At 64.7% G+C, this 19,312-nt stretch carries 13 protein-coding genes; 10 read left to right on the top strand and 3 right to left on the bottom strand.

Features of this window, described 5'->3' with window-relative positions:
• Positions 1–6: 6 nt before the first annotated feature.
• A complete protein-coding gene (locus ABIA90_RS39860; RefSeq protein WP_354121608.1) occupies positions 7–891 on the bottom strand; it encodes an SDR family oxidoreductase in 885 nt (294 codons plus the stop codon).
• A gap of 91 nt (positions 892–982) precedes the next feature.
• Between ABIA90_RS39860 and ABIA90_RS39855 the strand changes: the two genes are divergently transcribed.
• Complete coding sequence (locus ABIA90_RS39855; protein ID WP_354121609.1) at positions 983–1,819, top strand: helix-turn-helix transcriptional regulator; 837 nt, start codon at positions 983–985, stop codon at positions 1,817–1,819.
• 61 nt (positions 1,820–1,880) lie between these two features.
• Here the strand turns inward: ABIA90_RS39855 and ABIA90_RS39850 are convergent, their stop codons facing one another.
• Positions 1,881–3,113, bottom strand: coding sequence for an NAD(P)/FAD-dependent oxidoreductase (locus ABIA90_RS39850; protein WP_354121610.1), 1,233 nt, complete (start codon positions 3,111–3,113; stop codon positions 1,881–1,883).
• Between the two features lie 64 nt (positions 3,114–3,177).
• Positions 3,178–6,285 (bottom strand): Rne/Rng family ribonuclease, encoded by a 3,108-nt coding sequence (locus ABIA90_RS39845; RefSeq protein WP_502916676.1) that lies wholly within the window; start codon positions 6,283–6,285, stop codon positions 3,178–3,180.
• Positions 6,286–6,990: 705 nt separating this feature from the next.
• Here ABIA90_RS39845 and ABIA90_RS39835 point away from each other — a divergent pair.
• The 9 genes from ABIA90_RS39835 to ABIA90_RS39795 all read left to right on the top strand — a co-directional run bounded on the left by ABIA90_RS39835 (position 6,991) and on the right by ABIA90_RS39795 (position 19,308).
• On the top strand, positions 6,991–8,286 hold the full coding sequence (locus ABIA90_RS39835) for an N-acetylmuramoyl-L-alanine amidase (RefSeq protein ID WP_283018753.1): 1,296 nt from the start codon (positions 6,991–6,993) through the stop codon (positions 8,284–8,286).
• Between the two features lie 262 nt (positions 8,287–8,548).
• Positions 8,549–11,059: a penicillin-binding protein 1A gene (locus ABIA90_RS39830; RefSeq protein ID WP_071914354.1), complete on the top strand. Its 2,511-nt coding sequence runs from the start codon at positions 8,549–8,551 to the stop codon at positions 11,057–11,059.
• Positions 11,060–11,162: 103 nt separating this feature from the next.
• Positions 11,163–12,294 (top strand): peptide chain release factor 2 gene (gene prfB / locus ABIA90_RS39825; RefSeq protein ID WP_100213929.1). Its coding sequence is split into 2 segments (ribosomal slippage): positions 11,163–11,231 and positions 11,233–12,294, totalling 1,131 coding nucleotides; the frame shifts between segments, so codons are not numbered across the junction.
• Complete coding sequence (locus ABIA90_RS39820; protein ID WP_283018754.1) at positions 12,294–13,175, top strand: NAD(P)-dependent oxidoreductase; 882 nt, start codon at positions 12,294–12,296, stop codon at positions 13,173–13,175. Before prfB ends, ABIA90_RS39820 begins: the two co-directional genes overlap by 1 nt.
• A 14-nt stretch (positions 13,176–13,189) precedes the next feature.
• Positions 13,190–14,065, top strand: a complete 876-nt coding sequence (locus ABIA90_RS39815; RefSeq protein ID WP_354121613.1) for a DMT family transporter — start codon at positions 13,190–13,192, stop codon at positions 14,063–14,065.
• A gap of 9 nt (positions 14,066–14,074) precedes the next feature.
• Positions 14,075–14,530: a hypothetical protein gene (locus ABIA90_RS39810; protein ID WP_354121614.1), complete on the top strand. Its 456-nt coding sequence runs from the start codon at positions 14,075–14,077 to the stop codon at positions 14,528–14,530.
• Positions 14,531–14,621: 91 nt separating this feature from the next.
• Complete coding sequence (locus ABIA90_RS39805; protein ID WP_354121615.1) at positions 14,622–15,533, top strand: DMT family transporter; 912 nt, start codon at positions 14,622–14,624, stop codon at positions 15,531–15,533.
• A 109-nt stretch (positions 15,534–15,642) separates the two neighbouring features.
• Positions 15,643–16,878, top strand: a complete 1,236-nt coding sequence (locus ABIA90_RS39800; RefSeq protein ID WP_354121616.1) for an ABC transporter substrate-binding protein — start codon at positions 15,643–15,645, stop codon at positions 16,876–16,878.
• 246 nt (positions 16,879–17,124) lie between these two features.
• Positions 17,125–19,308 carry a hypothetical protein gene (locus ABIA90_RS39795; protein ID WP_354121617.1) on the top strand — a complete coding sequence of 728 codons (2,184 nt, stop codon included), beginning with the start codon at positions 17,125–17,127 and terminating at the stop codon, positions 19,306–19,308.
• Positions 19,309–19,312 lie beyond the last annotated feature (4 nt).

The raw sequence follows: 19,312 nt of genomic DNA, 5'->3' as shown, positions 1-19,312 counted from the left end.
GCGCCGTCAGACCTTGAAGTAACAGGGCTGGTCGAGATCCTCGATCAGCCCTTTTTCTTTGGGCGCCCAGCTGAGCGAAGCGCGCGTCTTGGCGCTTGAGGTCGGAACGTCGATGCCGGCGAATTGTGCGAACCAGCCGAAATGCGCGGCCGCTTCCTCAGGCGATTTGGATACGACGGGGACGCCGAGCCGTCGGCCGATCACCTCTGCGATCGCCTTGAACGGCACACCTTCCTCGGCGATCGCATGATAGCGCCGCGCGGTTGTGCCTTGCTCCAGCGCGAGACGATAGACGCGCGCGGCGTCGAGGCGGTGCGCGGCCGGCCAGCGGTTTTGGCCTTCGCCGATATAGGCAGCGGCACCTTTCTCCCGGGCGAGCGCGATCAGGCGCGGCACGAAGCCGTGGTCGCCCTCACCGTGGGTCGTGGGCGGCAGCCGCACGATGCCGGTGCGGACGCCGCGCTCTGCGAGGTCTTCGGCAGTGGCTTCCGAGACGCGCGGAAAGTGGCGGGCCGCCGCATCGTCTTCGGTCGCGAGCCGTCCGGGCGCCAGCAGCGCTACACCGGATGTGACGATGAGAGGGCGGTCGGAGCCTTTGAGCTCCTCACCGAGCGCGAGGATCGCGCGGCGGTCGAGCTCGCAATTGTCGGCGAATTTCGAGAAGTCGTGGTTGAAGCCGAGATGCAGCACACCGTCCGAAGCGGCGGCGCCGCCGCGTAAGGAGGCATGATCCTCCAGCGACCCACGATGGACCTCGGCGCCCATCGCGGTGAGCGCTGCGGCGCCGGCATCGGAGCGGGCGAGGCCGAGTACGCTATGGCCGGCGGCCATCAGGTCTCGAACGACGGCGGAACCGACGAAGCCGGTGGCACCGGTAACGAAAACACGCATGCGAAATCTCCTGGTGTTGGAGGAGAGAACCATCTGCGCTACAGTTATCCGGGTAAAGTAGTGATCTTATCAGGGTATAATAGCTAACAGGATGAGTGAGAGCGCTGCCGCCGAGAACTTGCTTGGGGGCTATCTGAAGGACCGTCGCACCCGGCTCGATGCAGCCGCGTTCGGCTTCTCCGGCAGCCGCAGGCGCACGCCGGGTCTGCGCCGGGAGGAAGTGGCCCAGCGCGCCAATATCAGCTCGACCTGGTACACCTGGCTGGAGCAGGGCCGCGGCGGGGCGCCATCGGCCGACGTGCTCGACCGGATCGCGCGCGCGTTGATGCTGACCGATGTCGAGCGCGAGCACCTGTTCCTGATCGGCCTCGGCCGCCCGCCCGAGGTGCGCTACCAGGCGAGCGAAGGCGTCTCGCTGCGGCTGCAACGCGTGCTCGATGCGCTCTCATTCAGCCCGGCGTTGGTACGCACCGCGACCTGGGACGTCGTCGCCTGGAATCGCGCCGCAAGCGTCGTGCTGACCGACTACGGCGCGATCCCTCCGGGACAGCGCAACATCCTGCGCTTCATCTTCTGCGATCCGCGCGTGCGCGCCGCGCAATATGACTGGGACAGTGTGGCACGCTTCGTGGTGGCCGCATTCAGGGCAGACGCGGCGCGAGCAGGTGCCGTCTCGCATGTCGCCGATTTCGTCGACGAGCTCTGTCGGACAAGTCCGGAATTCGCGGCGCTCTGGCGCGACAATGACGTGCGCCATCATGGCGACGGAACCAAGCGGCTGCGGCATCCCGTTCACGGCACGATGTCGTTCGAATATTCGAGCTTCAATGTCGAGGGCCGCTCCGATCTCAGCATGATCGTCTACAATCCGGCGACGCCCGAAGATGCCGACCGCATCAGGAAGCTGCTGGCCGAGCGCGCCGACTGACGGAATTTGCCGGCTCGCGCATCTCAGTCGCGCTCGCGGTGCGCGCCGCGGACGCCGACAGCTAGAAGCGCTCAGGCCGGTATGGCGTCGGATCGATCGCCGGCGTCTCGCCGCTCATCATCTCGGCGAGCAGGCGGCCGGTCGCGGGCCCGAGCGTAAAGCCCTGGTGGCCGTGGCCGAAATTCATCCAGAGGCCGGGGTGACGCGGAGCTTGCCCGAGCACCGGCAGCATGTCGGGCGTGCAGGGGCGGGTGCCGAACCACGGGGCGGGCTCGACCCGCTTGCCGAGATCGATCAGCTGTCGCGCGGAAGCTTCGGCACTGGCGAGCTGCACGGGCGTGGCGAGCGCGTCCATGCCGGTCAATTCAGCGCCCGTGGTGATGCGGATGCCCTTGGCCATCGGACCCATGGCGTAGCCGCCGGCCTTGTCGACCAGCGGCAGATCGAGTGATGCGCCGCCGCTGTAATGCATGTGGTAGCCGCGCTTGCGCACCAGCGGAATGCGGTATCCGAATTTGTGCAGGAGATTGGGCGACCAGGGCCCGAGCGTCACGACGGCGGCCGCAGCGTCGATGGTTCCCTGGTCCGTATCGACCGACCAGCCGGTCGCGGTCTGCCGCAAGGTCTGGGCATCACCGAGCACGATGGTGCCGCCGAGGCGCTCGAACAGCTCGGCATAGGCCGTAACCAGTGCGCCGGGATCGGACACGGTCCAGGTGTCGAGCCAATGGATCGCACCGGGCAGGTCGTCGCGCAGGATCGGTTCGGCCTTGGCGAGCTCGGCCCCGGAGAGCGCGCGAAACCTCACGCCGAATTCGCGCTGGTCTTCTTCCGCCGCCTTGACGGCGAGATCAAAGGACGCTGCGTCGCGATGCAGGTGCCGGTAGCCCGCGCGGCGGATCAGATTGTCGGCATGGGCTTCGCGAATGAGGATGTCGTGCTCCGCCGTCGCGTAGGCGATCAGCCGCGCCCAGGCGTCGATCGCCTCGCGATGCCGCTTCGGCGCCGAGTGCCACCAGTAGCGCAGCAGGGGCTCGATATGGAGATGAAGCGACGACAGGCTGTAGCGCACGTCATTGGTGCGGCCGGTCGCGATCTTCAGGAGCGAAGCGAGGTCGCGCGGCATCGGATAGGGGCGCACGGCTTCGGCCTGGATCATCCCGGCATTGCCGTAGCTGGTCTCGCGGCCCGGCTCCCTGCGGTCGACAAGCGTGACCGACCAGCCGCGCTGCCGGAGGTGCAGCGCCGCGCTCACGCCGATCATGCCGCCGCCGAGAACAATCGCGCTTTGCATCGTACTGACCTTGCCAAATCAAAACCGCCCGGTTTGGCCGGGCGGTCTCAACTGATTTGTTCGCCTACTCGCCGCCGCCGAACCGGCGAGACCACCAGCCGGCGCGACGCGGGGCGGCCGGAGTTTCGGTTGCCGCTTCCGGCGCGGGTTCAGCCGCTGGTGCGGGCGGGGCAACCGGCTCTGGCGCTGCCACAACCGGTGTTGCCGGCTCGCTCGCGCTGCTCGACAGGAAGCTCACCTTTTCCCGGACCGTGGAGCGGCGACGCGCAGCCTTGTCGTCGGCCGGCTCTTCGTCCGCGGCGGCAGGAGCGGGCTCAGGCTGGGCCGGCGCCTCAATCTGCACCTCGGCGCGCGGCTCGGGCTCGCTGACCTCAGGCTCGGCGGTGGTGTGTTCGGCCTGCGCGATCGAGGGCGCAGTCTCGCCGCCAAAGCTGTCGAAATCGGCGACGGCGTCGGTCACTTCCGACGGTGCATTGGCTGCGAGCTCGTCGCCGATGGAGCCGGCGAGACCTTCCTCGTTGCCACCGCGACGGCGGCGTCCACCGCGACGACCACGCCGGCGACGGCGATCGCCGTTGCCCTGCTGCTCGCTGCGGGCCGCCTGGTCCTCACCTTCCTCGCCGTCCTGTTCGGACTCGGAATCCTCTTCACCTTCGCTGGCCGCCACGGCCGCTTCGGACGACGCTGGAGCGCCATCCTCGCGCAACTCGCCGTCGCGCGGGGCACCGCGGCCGCGCCGACGCCGGCGGCGCTTGCGGCGCTGGCCATCCTGGTCGGAAGCCGCTTCGCCGCCAGCCTGCTCCTCGGCGAGGCCTTCGGTTTCTTCGGTCTCGACCTCGGATTCCAGCTCCGGATCGAATTCCTCGTCGTCATAGACTTCTTCGGCTACGGGCGGCGGGCTTGCGGCGGCCTGTGCCGCCAGCAGCGCCTTCGCTGCTTCCAGCGTATGCACCTGCTCGCCGCGGTCGATGAGATAGGCCTGCGGTCCGCTGACGCTGGGGTCGGCGATGACGGCCAGCGTGACCTTGAAGCCATTCTCGAGGTCGCGCAGATGGCCGCGCTTGTGGTTCAGCACATAGAGCGCGACGTCGGTGCGGGTGCGGACCACGAGATTGTGGGTCGCGCCCTTCATCAGGATCTCTTCGAGGCCGCGCAGCAGCTGGAGCGCAACCGAGGAGACCGAGCGGACATGGCCGGTGCCGCCGCAATGCGGGCAGGGATCGGTCGAGGATTCCAGCACGCTGGCGCGGATGCGCTGGCGCGACATCTCGAGCAGGCCGAAATGCGAGATGCGGCCGACCTGGATGCGGGCGCGGTCCTGCCGCAGGCAATCGGACAGCTTGCGCTCGACCGCGCGGTTGTTGCGCTTCTCGTCCATGTCGATGAAGTCGATGACGATCAGGCCGGCGAGGTCGCGCAGACGGAGCTGGCGGGCAACCTCTTCGGCCGCTTCCAGATTGGTCTTGAGCGCGGTGTCCTCGATATGGTGCTCGCGGGTCGATCGTCCGGAGTTGACGTCGATCGAGACCAGCGCCTCGGTCTGGTTGATCACGATGTAGCCGCCGGAGCGCAACTGCACGGTCGGAGAAAACATCGCGTCCAGCTGGCTCTCGACGCCCATGCGCGAGAACAGCGGCTGGCCGTCGCGATACTGCTTCACCGCGCTGACATTGGCGGGCATCAGCATCTTCATGAAATCGCGCGCTTCGCGGTAGCCGGACTCACCGGCAACCGAAATCTCGTCGATCTCCTTGTTGTAGAGGTCGCGCAGCGAGCGCTTGATCAGCGAGCCTTCCTCGTAGACCAGGGTCGGGGCCTGCGACTTCAGCGTCAGGTCGCGCACCGTCTCCCACATCCGGATCAAATATTCGAAGTCGCGCTTGATCTCGGGCTTGGTACGGGCGGCGCCGGCGGTGCGCAGGATGATGCCCATGCCCTCGGGCACGTCGAGATCCTGCACAACTTCCTTCAGGCGGGAACGATCCTGGGCGCTGGTGATCTTGCGGCTGATGCCGCCGCCGCGCGCGGTGTTCGGCATCAACACGGCATAGCGGCCGGCGAGCGAGAGATAGGTGGTCAGCGCCGCGCCCTTGTTGCCGCGCTCTTCCTTGACGACCTGCACCAGCATCACCTGGCGGCGCTTGATGACTTCCTGGATCTTGTACTGGCGGCGCGGGCGGAAGGTGCGCTCCGGCACCTCCTCCATCACGTCGTCGCCGCCGACGGATTCGACGTGTTCCTCTTCGGCTTCCTCGCCGTCCTCGTCCTCGTCGTCTTCCTCCTCGGACTCCTGATGGCGAGCATCAGTGCTTTCGCCGGCAGCGTAGACGGCGTCGGCCGGTTCGGCGGAGGCGGTCACGGCTTCGGCGAGAGCCTCGGCATGGGCCTCGGATGCGATAGCCTCCTGCGGTTCGGCAGCGGTCTCGGTCGCGACCACGAGCTCGGCGCCGAAGGCTGCGACAGGCGCGGGCGTCTCGTCGGCATGATCATGGTCGTGATGATCGTGCTCGTCATGACCATGGTCGTCATGACCGTGGGCGTGATGGTGATCGTCATCATTGGCATGATGATGGTCGTGACCATGTCCTTCGTGGTCATGATCGTGATGATCATGGTCGCCATGATCGTGGTCGTGGTGGTCGTGGCCTTCGTGCTCGCCGCGATGTTCCGCATCGGCGTGCAGATGCTCGCCCTCGTGCGACGCACCCTCGGTGTGCAGGGCGTCGCTCTCGACCGGCTGGGCCGCTGGATCGGCGCCGGCCTCGAGGCCCTCAACGATGTCGCTGCGGACGCGTTCGCCTTGACTGCGGCGGCGGGAATTGCGGTGGCGCGACCGGCGGCGGCCGTGGGAGCGGTTCTCGCTCTCTTCCTCAGCCTCGCGATGGGCCTGTTCCTCGGCCTCGATCAGCGCCTGCCGGTCGGCGACCGGGATCTGGTAGTAATCGGGATGGATTTCGCTGAAGGCGAGGAAGCCGTGGCGGTTGCCGCCATATTCGACAAAGGCGGCCTGGAGCGAAGGCTCCACCCGGGTGACCTTGGCGAGGTAGATATTCCCGCGCAGTTGCTTGCGTTGTGCGGTCTCGAAATCAAACTCTTCGACGCGATTGCCGCGGACCACGACGACCCGGGTCTCCTCCGGGTGGGTGGCATCGATCAACATCTTGTTGGGCATGTCTTAACTCTTGGCGGCGGCGGGCGCGATTCACCGTGGGCGCGATCTGCGCTGCCGGGTGACGCGACGGTCCACCTGATTCGGGGGTGAGGGGAAGGCCGAAACGCCGTCTCTCGCGCCTTGCCGAAACGGAAGCTGGAGGGCCGAAGCGGCGCGCGGGATTGTCACTCCGCAGCGTCGCGAACGGTCCTTCAGAATTCGTCGGCACAGTCTGGCGCATCAAGCGTCGGCCCGTATGAAACATTGGGCGGCGGGGCCGCCCCTCAATCAGTTGCTGCTGGCCAGGCATGGCGCGAGCGCGCTCGCCTTGGGGATTACGAACCGCTCCCTTGGGATTAAGGGACCGGGTAACGAGTCACGTCGCTGTCAAAACCGTCCCGGAAACGCGGTGGTAACCAGGGACCGTCCGCCACCGGGGCTTGACCCGCTCCACCTCGCTGCCGCGCACCGCGCTGGTCTTTGAGGGGAACGGAAAAACGCTGGAATTCCCAAACCTTGAGAGTTCCGGCGCTGCACCGGGAGGCTGAACGCGACACAACCGGAAATATCGGCCGTCAGCACTCCGTACATACGTGGAATGGACCAACCGTGCAAGGGAGCGTCGCACGGCGGTCACAGTCGGGGAGTTTCGTATATCTGTCATTAAGCGACGATTAACCCTGTGGTTCTATTGCGTTAGAAGGGCCGCTCGGAGGCACTGAATCGGTGACGAGCCGCACAAATCAAAGGGTTTTGCTGGGATGCGCGCTTCTGTGCGCCGCAGCATTGGTATGCGCTGATTCCTGGCGCCTGAGCGCGGCGGAAAGCCAACCGCAACCCTCTGTTGCGGTAGCGAATTTTCCAACCGCGTCCGCCGCCCGGCTGGCCGGCGATGGCAAGCAGACCCGTTTCATCCTCGACATCGATCAGGCCGTCACATTCCGCGCCGTGACGCTCGCCGACCCGTATCGGGTGGTGGTCGATGTGCCCCAGGTCAATTTTCAACTGCCCGCGGGCACCGGGGTCGAGGGGCGGGGACTGGTCAAGGCCTTCCGCTACGGGCTGGTCATGCCCGGCGGCTCGCGAATCGTGTTCGATCTGACAGGCCCGGCCAAGATCGCCAAGTCCTACGTGCTGGAGGCCGCCAATGGCCAGCCGGCCCGGCTCGTGCTCGAGCTGGAGGAGGTCGACCGGACCGCCTTCGTGCAGTCGCTCGTCCCCGAGAAACGCCCCGAACTGCGGCCCGCAATCGCCGACGCGCCGCCGGCAACGGTTCCGGCCGCCGCAACTCCGGAAGCCGGGCAGCAAAAGGTCGACGGCCGCCCGATCGTCGTGATCGATCCTGGCCATGGCGGCATCGACAACGGCACGCAGTCGGGCGGCGAGAGCGAGAAGAACCTGGTGCTGGCCTTCGGCCTGGCGCTGCGCGACCGGCTGGACAAGACCGGCAAATTCCGCGTGGTGATGACACGGGACGACGACACCTTCATTCCGCTCAACGACCGGGTCAAAGTCGCCCGCGGGCTCAAGGCCGCCTTGTTCGTCTCCATCCACGCAGACGCCCTTCCGAAGGCCGAGGGCGATGCGCAGGGCGCGACCATCTACACGCTGTCCGACAAGGCCTCCGACGCCGAGGCGCAGCGGCTGGCGGATGCGGAAAACCGGGCGGACGCGATCGCCGGTTTCAACCTCGCGGAAGAGCCGACCGACGTCGCGGACATCCTGATCGACCTCACCCAGCGAGAAACTCGTACCTTTTCAAGCCGTTTTGCCCGCCTGTTGATGGGCGAAATGAAGTCGTCGGTGCGGATGCACAAGCATCCCCTGAAGTCGGCCGGCTTCCGGGTCCTCAAGGCGCCAGACGTGCCGTCGGTGCTGGTCGAGATCGGCTATGTCTCCAACAAGGGCGACCTCGAGCATCTGGTCTCCGAGGGCTGGCGGTCCAAGGCCGTGGGCTCGATGGCGCAGGCGATCGACGGGTTCCTGACCAAGCGGATGGCCACGGCCGGATCGTCAAATTGACGACCGGGGGATCGTCGAATTGACGACCGGGAGGCGTCGAATTGAGAGGGATTTTCCGTCCCGTTGCAAAAGCCCTAGTTTGGCCACAGCGGGCGCTTTATAAAAATGCCGCAGGGGGTTCCGGAATCGGCGAGAATCCCGTTCGGCAAGCGTCTTGGTCCGGCACTGATGTAATTGAGTAGGCCGGTGAATTCGCGACGTGGAGTTGGCGCCTGTTTTGGGTGCCTTGAGCTGATCCAGAGTTTGAACGGATAAACATATAATGCGCTTGCTGGTGCGGTTCATGGGCTTCCTGTTCGCCGCGGGAACGGTGGTGTTCCTTGTCGGTGTCGGGGCCGTGGCAGGCCTGATCTGGCATTTCTCCAAGGACTTGCCGGACTACTCTCAGCTTCAGGATTACGAGCCGCCGGTGATGACCCGCGTGCACGCGGTCGACGGCTCGCTGCTCGGCGAATACGCCAAGGAGCGGCGGCTGTATCTGCCGATCCAGGCGGTGCCGAAGCTGGTGATCAACGCCTTCCTCGCGGCCGAGGACAAGAATTTCTACGAGCATGGCGGCATCGACTACACCGGCATGGCGCGCGCCGGCGTGCTCTTCATCCAGAACTACGGCTCGAACCGGCGTCCGCAGGGCGCCTCCACGATCACCCAGCAGGTCGCCAAGAACTTCCTTCTGACCAACGAGGTCTCCTTCGCCCGCAAGATCAAGGAAGCCTTGCTGGCGATGCGCATCGAGAAGACCTATTCGAAGGACAAGATCCTCGAGCTGTATCTGAACGAGATCTATCTCGGCCTCGGCGCCTACGGCATCGCGGCCGCTTCGCTGGTGTATTTCGACAAGTCGGTGAACGAGCTGACGGTCGCGGAAGCGTCCTATCTGGCCGCGTTGCCGAAGATGCCCGCGACGCTGCATCCGGTGCGCAACCGCGATCGCGCCATCGAGCGCCGCAACTACGTGATCGACCGTCTGCTGGAGAACGGCTGGATCAAGCAGGCCGACGCCGACAAGGCGCGCAAGGAGCCGCTGGCCGTTACCAACCGATCCAACGGTGCCCACACCTTCGCCGGCGAATATTTCGCCGAGGAAGTCCGCCGCGACATCTTCGAGCGCTACGGCGAGAAGAAGCTCTACGAAGGCGGTCTGTCCGTCCGCACCACGCTCGATCCGAAGATCCAGGTCATGGCGCGCAAGGCCATGGTCGCCGGCCTCGTGAATTATGACGAGCAGCAAGGCTATCGCGGCGCCATGAGCAAGCTCGATATTTCGGGCGATTGGGGCGTGAAGCTCGCCGAGATCAAGTCGCTGTCCGACATCTCGCCATGGCGCATGGCGGTGGTGCTGGAGACCAGCGACCAGTCGGCGCGCATCGGCTTCCAGCCGAACCGCGAACTCGGCGGCGCCATCAGCAAGCAGCGCGAGACCGGCATCGTCACGGTCGACGGCGTACGCTGGGCGAGGGCGGCCCAGGGCAATGCCAAGGGGAAGACTCCGACGTCCGTCGCGCAGGTGTTGCAGCCCGGCGACGTGATCTATGCCGATCCGCTCTACACCAAGGAGGGACAGCCGGTCGAAGGCCAGTACCGCCTGCGCCAGATCCCCGAAGTGTCCGGTGCGATGGTGGCGATGGATCCCTGGACCGGCCGCGTGCTCGCGATGGTCGGCGGCTTCTCGTTCGACCAGAGCCAGTTCAACCGCGCCACCCAGGCCTACCGGCAGCCGGGCTCGTCGTTCAAGCCGATCGTCTATTCGGCCGCGCTCGACAACGGCTATACGCCCTCGACCGTCGTGCTCGACGCGCCCATCGAGATCGACCAGGGCCAGGGCGCCGGCGTGTGGCGGCCCGAGAACTTCTCGTCCGGCAAATTCCAGGGGCCCGTCACGCTGCGCAACGCGCTGCGGCAGTCGCTGAACACCGTGACGGTGCGCCTCGCGCAGGACATCGGCATGCCCCTGATCGGCGAATATGCGCGCCGCTTCGGCGTCTATGACGAATTGCCGAACTATCTATCCTACGCGCTCGGCGCCGGCGAGACCACGGCGATGCGCATGGTCACGGCCTATTCGATGCTCGCCAATGGCGGTCGCCGGGTGAAGCCGACCTTGATCGACCGCATCCAGGACCGTTACGGCCGCACTATCTTCAAGCACGACCAGCGCGAATGCCGCGGCTGCGACGCGCCGGGCGGCTGGAAGAATCAGGTCGAGCCGCAGCTGATCGACCGCCGCGAGCAGGTGCTGGATTCCATGACCGCCTATCAGATCACCGAGCTGATGGAAGGCGTGGTCCAGGCCGGTACCGCAACCGTGGTCAAGGAGGTCGGCAAGCCGATCGCCGGCAAGACCGGCACCACCAACGAGGCCAAGGACGCCTGGTTCGTCGGCTTCTCGCCCGACGTCGCCGTCGCGATCTATATGGGCTACGACAAGCCGCGCGCGCTCGGTAGGGGCAACGCCGCGACCGGCGGCCATCTGGCCGCACCCATCGCGCGCGACTTCCTCAAGCTTGCACTCGCCGACAAGCCCGCCGTTCCATTCAAGGTACCGGCCGGCATCAAGCTCGTACGCGTCGTCTCCAAGACCGGTATGCGCGCCGGTCCCGGCGAGACCGGCGGAACCATCCTCGAAGCCTTCAAGCCGGGCACGGCGCCGCCGGACAATTATTCGGTGATCGGCGTTGCCGATGCCGACGGGCGCGGCGGCGTGCCGGCGTCGCAGCAGCAGCAGCCGGATTCCGGCTTCTTCATGCGGCCGGGCACCGGCGGGCTGTACTAGCGGATAAGACAGACGATCGCGGTTCCGGCGGTTGCGCTTTGCAGCCGCCGCCGCTACATCCCAGCTCCAATGCACGCGGGCTTCCGCGAGATCAGAGAACGACATGCGCGCCGAAATCGAACGGTTGGTAGAAGAGATCAAGCAGTCAGTCGGGCTGCTGAGGAGGCATCTTTGACGTCGAGAAATCGACGGCGCGCCTCGCTGAGCTGAACAAGCTCGCTGAAGATCCCAACCTCTGGAACGATCCCCAGAAAGCCCAGAAGCTGATGCAGGAGCGCACCTCGCTTGAGGATTCGCTCTCCGGCATCGGCAAGGTCGAGCAGGAGCTCGAAGACGACATCGGCATGATCGAGCTCGGCGAGGCCGAGGGCGATGCCGGCGTCGTCACTGAGGCTGAAACCGCGCTGAAGAACCTCAAGAAGGAAGTCGCGCGGCGCGAGCTCGAGGCGCTGCTGTCGGGCGAGGCCGATCGTTTCGATTCTTATCTCGAAGTCCATGCCGGCGCCGGCGGCACCGAGAGCCAGGACTGGGCGCAGATGCTGCTGCGCATGTATACGCGCTGGGCCGAGACGCACGGCTTCAAGGTCGAATTCCTCGAAGAGTCCGAGGGCGAAGAGGCCGGCATCAAGTCCGCGACGATCCAGGTCTCGGGCCACAACGCCTATGGCTGGCTGAAGACGGAGGCGGGCGTGCACCGGTTGGTGCGCATCTCGCCGTTCGATTCCAATGCGCGGCGGCACACCTCGTTTTCGAGCGTGCAGGTGTTCCCCGTCATCGACGACAGCATCAAGATCGACATCAAGGAAGCCGACGTCCGCGTCGACACCATGCGCTCGGGCGGCGCCGGCGGCCAGCACGTCAACAAGACCGAATCCGCGGTGCGCCTGACGCATATTCCGACCGGCGTTGCCGTGGTCTGCCAGGCCGGCCGCTCCCAGCACAAGAACCGGGCGCAGGCCTGGGACATGCTGCGCGCACGGCTTTACGAGATCGAGCTGAAGAAGCGCGAGGAGAAGGCTGCCGCCGACCAGGCCGCCAAGACCGATATCGGCTGGGGCCACCAGATCCGCTCCTACGTGCTGCAGCCCTACCAGATGGTGAAGGACCTGCGCACCGGCGTGCAGACCTCCGACACCTCGGGCGTTCTGAACGGCGAGCTCGACGACTTCATGGCCGCGACGCTGGCGCAGCGTGCCTTCGGCACCACCGGCGCTGATATCGAGGACGTCGACTGATGTCCCGCGTCGCCTTCATCGGGTTGGGGCGGATGGGCCACGGCATGGCCGGGCGCTATCTCGATGCCGGCTTCACGGTGACGCTGTGGAATCGCAGCAAGGCAAAAGCGGACGACCTGATCGCGCGCGGTGCGCATTGGGCGACGTCGCCTGAGGATGCCGCGATCGATGCCGATGCGGTCGTGACCATGGTCGCTGATGACGAAGCCTCGCGCGCGGTCTGGCTCGGGCCTGAGGGCGCGGCCAAGACGGCAAAGGCCGGCACCATTGCGATCGAGTGCTCCACCGTCTCCTATGACCACGCCCGCGAGATGGGCCGCGAACTGAACGCGCGCGGGCTGATCTACATCGACTGCCCCGTGACGGGATTGCCGGATGCGGCAGCGGCCGGAAAGCTGACGCTGCTCGCCGGCGCTGACGCAGCTGATCTCGAACGTGCGCGGCCGTTTCTCGAACCGATCGGCTCGACCATCCGCCATTTCGGCGCGGTCGGCTCCGGCACCGTCTACAAGCTCATCAACAATCTCCTGGGCGCGATCCAGATCGCGGGCCTTGCCGAAGGCCTCGCCATCGCCGAGCAGGCCGGGCTCGACATGAACCTGGTGCTGGAATCGATCCAGGCCGGCGTCGCGGCAAGCCCGCAGGTGCAGCGTCATTCCAAGCGCATGGTCGCCCGCGATTTCAGCGGCGCGACGTTTACGGCGGCGCTGCGGCACAAGGATGCCGCCTATGCGGTGAAGCTCGCCGAAAGCCTGCTGGCCGACAAGCCGCTGGTCTCGCGCGCTGCGGTCGAGTCCTACGCGCAGGCGAAGGCCGCAATGCCCGACGACGATGAAGGCAAGATGATCGAGCTGGTGTCGCGGCCGAAGAAGCCGACCTAGCTGGACGCATCAACATGGGGCAGCCTCGTTCGGATCGCGGTCTCGGCATTGCCCTCGTCATCGCTGCCGCAGTTGCCTGGAGCACGGCGCCGTTCTTCACGCGCCTCTTGCCGTTCGATCCCTGGACGATCCTGTTCTGGCGCGGCCTGTTCGCGGGCAGCCTGATCAGCGTGTTTCTTGTCGTGATGCAGGGCCGCGCTGCGCTGTGGCAATTGGTCGTGCCGGGGAAGGGCGGCCTGCTCGTCGCGTCCTTGTCCGCGGTCGGCATGGTCTCGTTCATTCCCGCGCTTCAGATGACCAAGGTCATGAATGTGGCGGTGCTGATCGCCACCCAGCCCTTCGTTGCGGCTGCGCTGGCGTGGCTGTGGCTCGGCGAAGCCGCGACATGGCGTACGCTGACCGCGAGCCTGATCGCCTTTGCCGGCGTGGTCATCACGGTCGGCGGTGTGCAAGCCGGCGCCGATCTCGGCGGCGTCGCGCTGAGCTGCCTGATGGTGCTCGCCATCTCCGCCATGACGGTCGTGGTCCGGCGTCATCGCGAGACGTCGATGGTGGCCGCGGCAGCGCTGTCGAACTTCATGGGGAGCCTCGTCAGTCTTCCCTTTGCCCACGACATCGCCCATGTCGGCGGCAACAGCCTTGCGATCCTCGCGATGTTCGGCTGCCTCCAGGTCGCGCTCGGCCTGACCTTCTACATGCTCGGCTCGCGCTTGTTGCCTTCGGGGCAGGCCTCATTGATCGCGACGCTGGAAACGCCGCTGATGCCGTTCTGGATCTGGGTCGCCTTCCGGGAGTTGCCCGCCGTCCACGCGCTCATCGGCGGCGCGCTGGTGATTGGAGCGGTAGTTGCTGATATCGTTGGGGATGCGCGGAAGCGCGAAAAGACCTAACAGGCCGACATGTCGGGGCAGTTGTCATTTCGGAAGCTGAACGAGGGGTGGAATGCCGAGCCCAATGCGCCGTACCCGCGAGTGGGCCTATCAAACCATGACGTCCTTCTGCGCTTTTTGCTGAACCCTTTTCTTTTCAAGGCCTTTTCGGAGGAGGATGAGGGCCTCCTTCGTTTCGAGAATTGTGTCCGATATCGTCTTGGGGCAACCAACGATGAGGGATGGTTTCGTGGGCAATGCCGATACAGCAAGCTGGCACCAGATTGGGGGGAGTTCTACGAAATCTCAGGTCCCGATCCCCATCTGATGGAGCCGATCGATTGGAAGATTGCGGGTGGAGCTTCGACGTCGTCGCGTCACTTCCTGTTCTATCTTCGCGATGAGACGTTTGAGTGCATCGCCGACGACTGGAGTTTCGAACCTGTTCCGGAAAATGCGCTGATCCACAAGCTGCGCGCCGGCTGAGGCGAGCCGCGCCTTCCCGGTCTCCGTCTCATCGGAAATCGGGTGGCGCTATCTGGCGACCTGGACTAGGTCGGCTGCCGAGGTGAAGCGCATGCCCCCAAACGACAACCGGATCGACGCGCGAGACTGGTCGCTGCTTGCGGTGCTCTCGATCCTCTGGGGCGGCTCGTTCTTCTTCAACGGCGCGGCCTTGCGGGAATTGCCGCCGCTGACACTGGTGTTTTTGCGCGTTGCGCTCGGCGCGGCCATTCTGCTGCCATTGCTCCGGATGCAGGGCATCGGGCTTCCCAAGGGAGTGACGGGCTGGAAGCCGTTCGTCGCCATCGGGCTGCTCAACAACGTCATCCCGTTCTCGCTGATCGTGCTCGGCCAGACCTTCATTCCGAGCGGACTGGCCTCGATCCTGAACGCGACCACGCCGCTCTTCACGGTGATGGTGATGGCGGCGGCCGGCGAAGAGGCCCTGCAGATGCGTCGGGTGGCCGGCGTGGCGCTCGGCCTCGCCGGCGTGATCATCCTGCGGGGATGGGGCATCGAGACGCGGCCGGGTCAGGGGCTCGGCATCCTGCTCTGCCTGGGCGGCGCGTTCAGCTATGGCTTTGCGGCGCTGGCCGCGCGGCGGTTGCTGAAGGACACGCCTCCGCTGGGAACGGCGACGTTTCAGCTGATGGCATCGACGGTGATGATGGCGATCGTTGCCGGCGCCATGGAGCAGCCGTGGCACCTTTCGATGCCGGGCCTGACGACCTGGCTCGCGGTGCTTGGCCTTGCCGCCCTCTCGACGGCGCTCGCCTACATCGTCTTCTTTCAGATCCTGCGACGTTCAGGCGCGACCAATGTGATGCTGGTGACGTTGCTCATTCCCGTCACCGCCATCCTGCTGGGATGGCTGGTGCTGGGTGAGCCGATCTCCGCGCGCGAGATCGTAGGCGCCATCGTCATCGGCAGCGCATTGCTCGTGATCGACGGGCGCGCTGAAAGGCTGCTGCGGCGCGTGCCGTAAGTTCTCGATCCGGCGTTTCACGCCACGGAAAATCGCGGCGCTTGCCAGCGGCGAACGGCCTTGCGACACTCTCCGCAAAACAAGACTACAAAACATAGGGGAGAGAACGATGCCGGGTCGTCGCGAAAGCCTTGCTGCCCTCGCCATTCTTGCTGCCGGCGTGCTCGTCACGGCACCGGCCTTGGCGCAGAAGAAATACGATCTCGGCGCCACCGACACCGAAGTCAAGATCGGCAACATCATGCCCTATAGCGGGCCGGCGTCGTCCTATGGCGTGATCGGCAAAACCGAGGCCGCCTATTTCAGGATGATCAACGACCAGGGCGGAATCAACGGCCGCAAGATCAACTTCATCAGCTATGACGACGCCTATTCGCCGCCGAAGGCGATCGAGCAGGCGCGCAAGCTGGTCGAAAGCGACGAGGTGCTGCTGATCTTCCAGCCGCTCGGCACGCCCTCGAACTCCGCGATCATGAAATACATGAACGCCAAGAAGGTGCCGCAGCTGTTCGTCGCTTCCGGCGGCACCAAGTTCGGCGACCCCAAGAATTTCCCGTGGACCATGGGTTTCCAGCCGAATTACCAGAGCGAGGGGCGGATCTACGCAAAATACATCCGCGATCATTTCCCCAACAGCAAGATCGCGGTGTTCTGGCAGAACGACGACGCCGGCAAGGACCAGTTCAAGGGCCTGAAGGACGGGCTCGGCGACAAGGCGGGCATGATCATCGCCGACAAGTCCTATGAGGTCAGCGATCCCTCGATCGACTCGCAGATCGTGGCGCTGCACGACTCGGGCGCCGACATCTTCTTCTCATGGGCCGCCCCGAAGGGATCGGCGCAAGCGATCCGCAAGGTCGGAGAGCTCGGCTGGAAACCAAAGTTCTTCCTCGCCAATACCGCGACCTCGGTCGCTTCAGTGCTCAAGCCCGCCGGGCTCGACTATTCCAAGGATATCATCTCGACCGTCTATCTGAAGGATCCGACCGACCCAACCTGGGACAAGGACCCGGCGGTGGTGAAGTGGCGCGAATTCATGGACAAATATTATCCCGATGGCGACAAGGCCAACAGCAACAACATCTACGGCTATGTGCAGGCCGAGGCGATGGCGCAGGTGTTGAAACAGTGCGGCGACAACCTCACGCGTGACAACGTGATGAAGCAGGCCACCAGCCTGAAGAACTTTCACACCGACCTGATGCTGCCCGGGATCATGGTGAACACCTCCGCCGACGACTACTTTCCGATCGAGCAGATGCAGCTGATGCGCTTCAACGGACAGGCCTGGGAGCTGTTCGGCGACGTCATCACCGGCGAGGTCGGCCACGAGCGGAGTCCGTAGTTCGGTTGTATGTGACGGACAGCGGTCGCGGTGCCCAACTCCGCCAAAGAAATGTCCTCCCGGGTGTGTTCTACTTCACATTGTAGCCGGGTCGGCCAGCGTAGTCTTCCCTATTGTTCCTTTTGTTCGGGCACCTGGGTCGACGCGCGCTGCGTCTCCACGATGTCCCTGATCTGAATTGTGCCCTGCCTCGGCGAGGGCAGAGCCAATCATGCAAGCGTCGCCTGCTATGTGGGAGCGCGTAACATGGACATCATTGAAGCGATCGTTACGAAGAGCCAATGGATTATTGCGATCTTGGCACTCTTTGTCGTGGCCTGGGCTCGCTTCAACTCTCCGCCCACCAATCGGTCCGGTACGACCTTCGCGCTGTTCTTCTGGGGGGTGATATTCTACTACGCCCTGATGATACCGCTCTGGCTGGTCGTCATGATCGGACTCGTCCAGGGCAGCATCGGGTTCGACTTCATCGTCGGCCAGGTGAAGGCGGTAGATCCAAAGGCGCAGGCGCAACTGGCTCAATATGCTCCGATCGTGGCCGTGCTCATCATCGTCGTCGCTTCGCAATTCCGGCAGGTGGCACGGATCGACCGGGCCGCGCGCGCATTTTGTGTCAGATTGGCCGCCATTCCGCGTGAAGCCGACCGACTCGCATTTGAACTCGCGCAAACCACGGGTTTCGTCCCGCGCGACGACCTTCGAAGCAAGGTGACCAAAATCGTTTCGGAGAATATCGGTCCGCAAGCGTTGAGTTTCAGCAGGGACGGTACTCTTCCCGACCGCTTCACAAGAGCCATCGGCCTTTACAACCTGTTCGTCGGACCCCGGCAGAATGCCGCGGCACTCGACTTCACCGGAAATGGCTATGGCCGATCCGCCTACGCCATGATCATGCAATTGGGCGACGCGGTGGCGGCTCGTGCGGATGCCCGTTACGAAGAGATGATGCACGCCGGTCTTGCCTTTTTCACGTCGTCGCTTCCAACCCCGGAATTGAAGGACGCTTTGAACCGCAACATTGCTGAGGTTACCAACCTCACTTGCGGCCTCGTGTCTCGCTATGTCCTGTTTTGCGAACGGACCCATAGCGGCCGATTGCAGCGGCTAGCGAGGATGGGCTTCGCCTACAGTCCGGGGCCGACCTTTGGGCTGGATCAATGGGCGACGACGATCTTCCTCGTGACGGCCTGGAGCATTGGCATGATGGTGTTCATGCCGGGAACACTTCCGATCGACGTCGGCAAGGTGCTGACGATTGCGGTCACGTTCGGCGCTTCGATCGGCTTCGCAGTCCTGGGCGCGATCGTCGTGGCGCAACGCTTCATCGGACGCAAGGAAGGCAACACACCCGGATATCCGCCTATCGCCGAGTTGGTTGTCGCCGGTCTCGTCGTCGTGGGGCTGTCGATTGGGCTCCGGATCGGCATTCCACTAGTGTCCGCCCTGATGCAGGGAGGAGGATATCAGGACGTTCTTAGGCAGTTCATCGAGCGGCTATACGGCGTCATCACGCCTTTCATCTGTACGATTTCCCTCGGGCTCATTTGTTCCTACATGGGATGTTCGCGGATGAGCTGGTACCGCGTGGCGGCCCTCGGGGCTCTCGCGAACGGCGCCGCGCTGACCTGTGCGGGGTGGCTGGTCGCGCATATGATCGGCCAGCAAGTACTGGCTCTGTTCTATGTACATCCGCAGGATGCGATCCAACTGGTGGCGTTAAGCACTGGCTTAACCGGCTTCATCGTCGGCGGCATGGTCCTCGCGGTCTTCAATGAGTCCGAGCGCATACGCAACGTCACTGCTGAGCGGATAGCCACCAGTCCGCACAAGGAGTTTCCATTGCATGATGCGCCGTCGATTGCCGGCGGACTCGAACCTCCGCCAGCGACGTCTAGGTTCGACGTCGCCGATGATCTTGGCTACCGCGATCGCGCGGGAGTGGAGGCCTTCGAGGGGGACTACGTCTGCTTCAGGCCCGCGTTCTCCAACCCCGAGATCATCAGTGCCTACATCATCGGCATTCATTGGGACGAAACCGAGTCCTGTCTCATGTTCGAGGAACGCGAACGTGTTGATGCCGGGCACACGCAGAGGGGCCGTGTCTACATCCCGGATGGACGCCCGTTCCTGAACTTCGTCACCCTCGAAAAGGGAGCGATACGTCTGATCATGGTGTCACGTCCCGATAAGAGAAACGAGCCCGCACGCGGTCTGATCACGACGCTGTCCAATCCCGGTGGCGCCCAGTTTACGCCGGCGAGCGCTCCGATCGTTCTCAGGCGTGTGGTCGATCACACGCTTCAACTCGGCTTCATTCGGCCGGGAGCGCTCAGCTACGAAAGCTATCGCCGCGAACTCGAAATGGTGGTGCCCGATTTCGGCGTCTTTGCGCTGGCTCCCCCCCAGGCGGCTTGCGTGGCGGCGGAGTAAAAGG

Source organism: Bradyrhizobium sp. LA6.8, assembly GCF_040547935.1.
GTDB lineage: Bacteria > Pseudomonadota > Alphaproteobacteria > Rhizobiales > Xanthobacteraceae > Bradyrhizobium > Bradyrhizobium barranii.
Note: the sequence above shows the minus strand (reverse complement) of the source record. Positions and strands in the feature narration are given on the sequence as shown.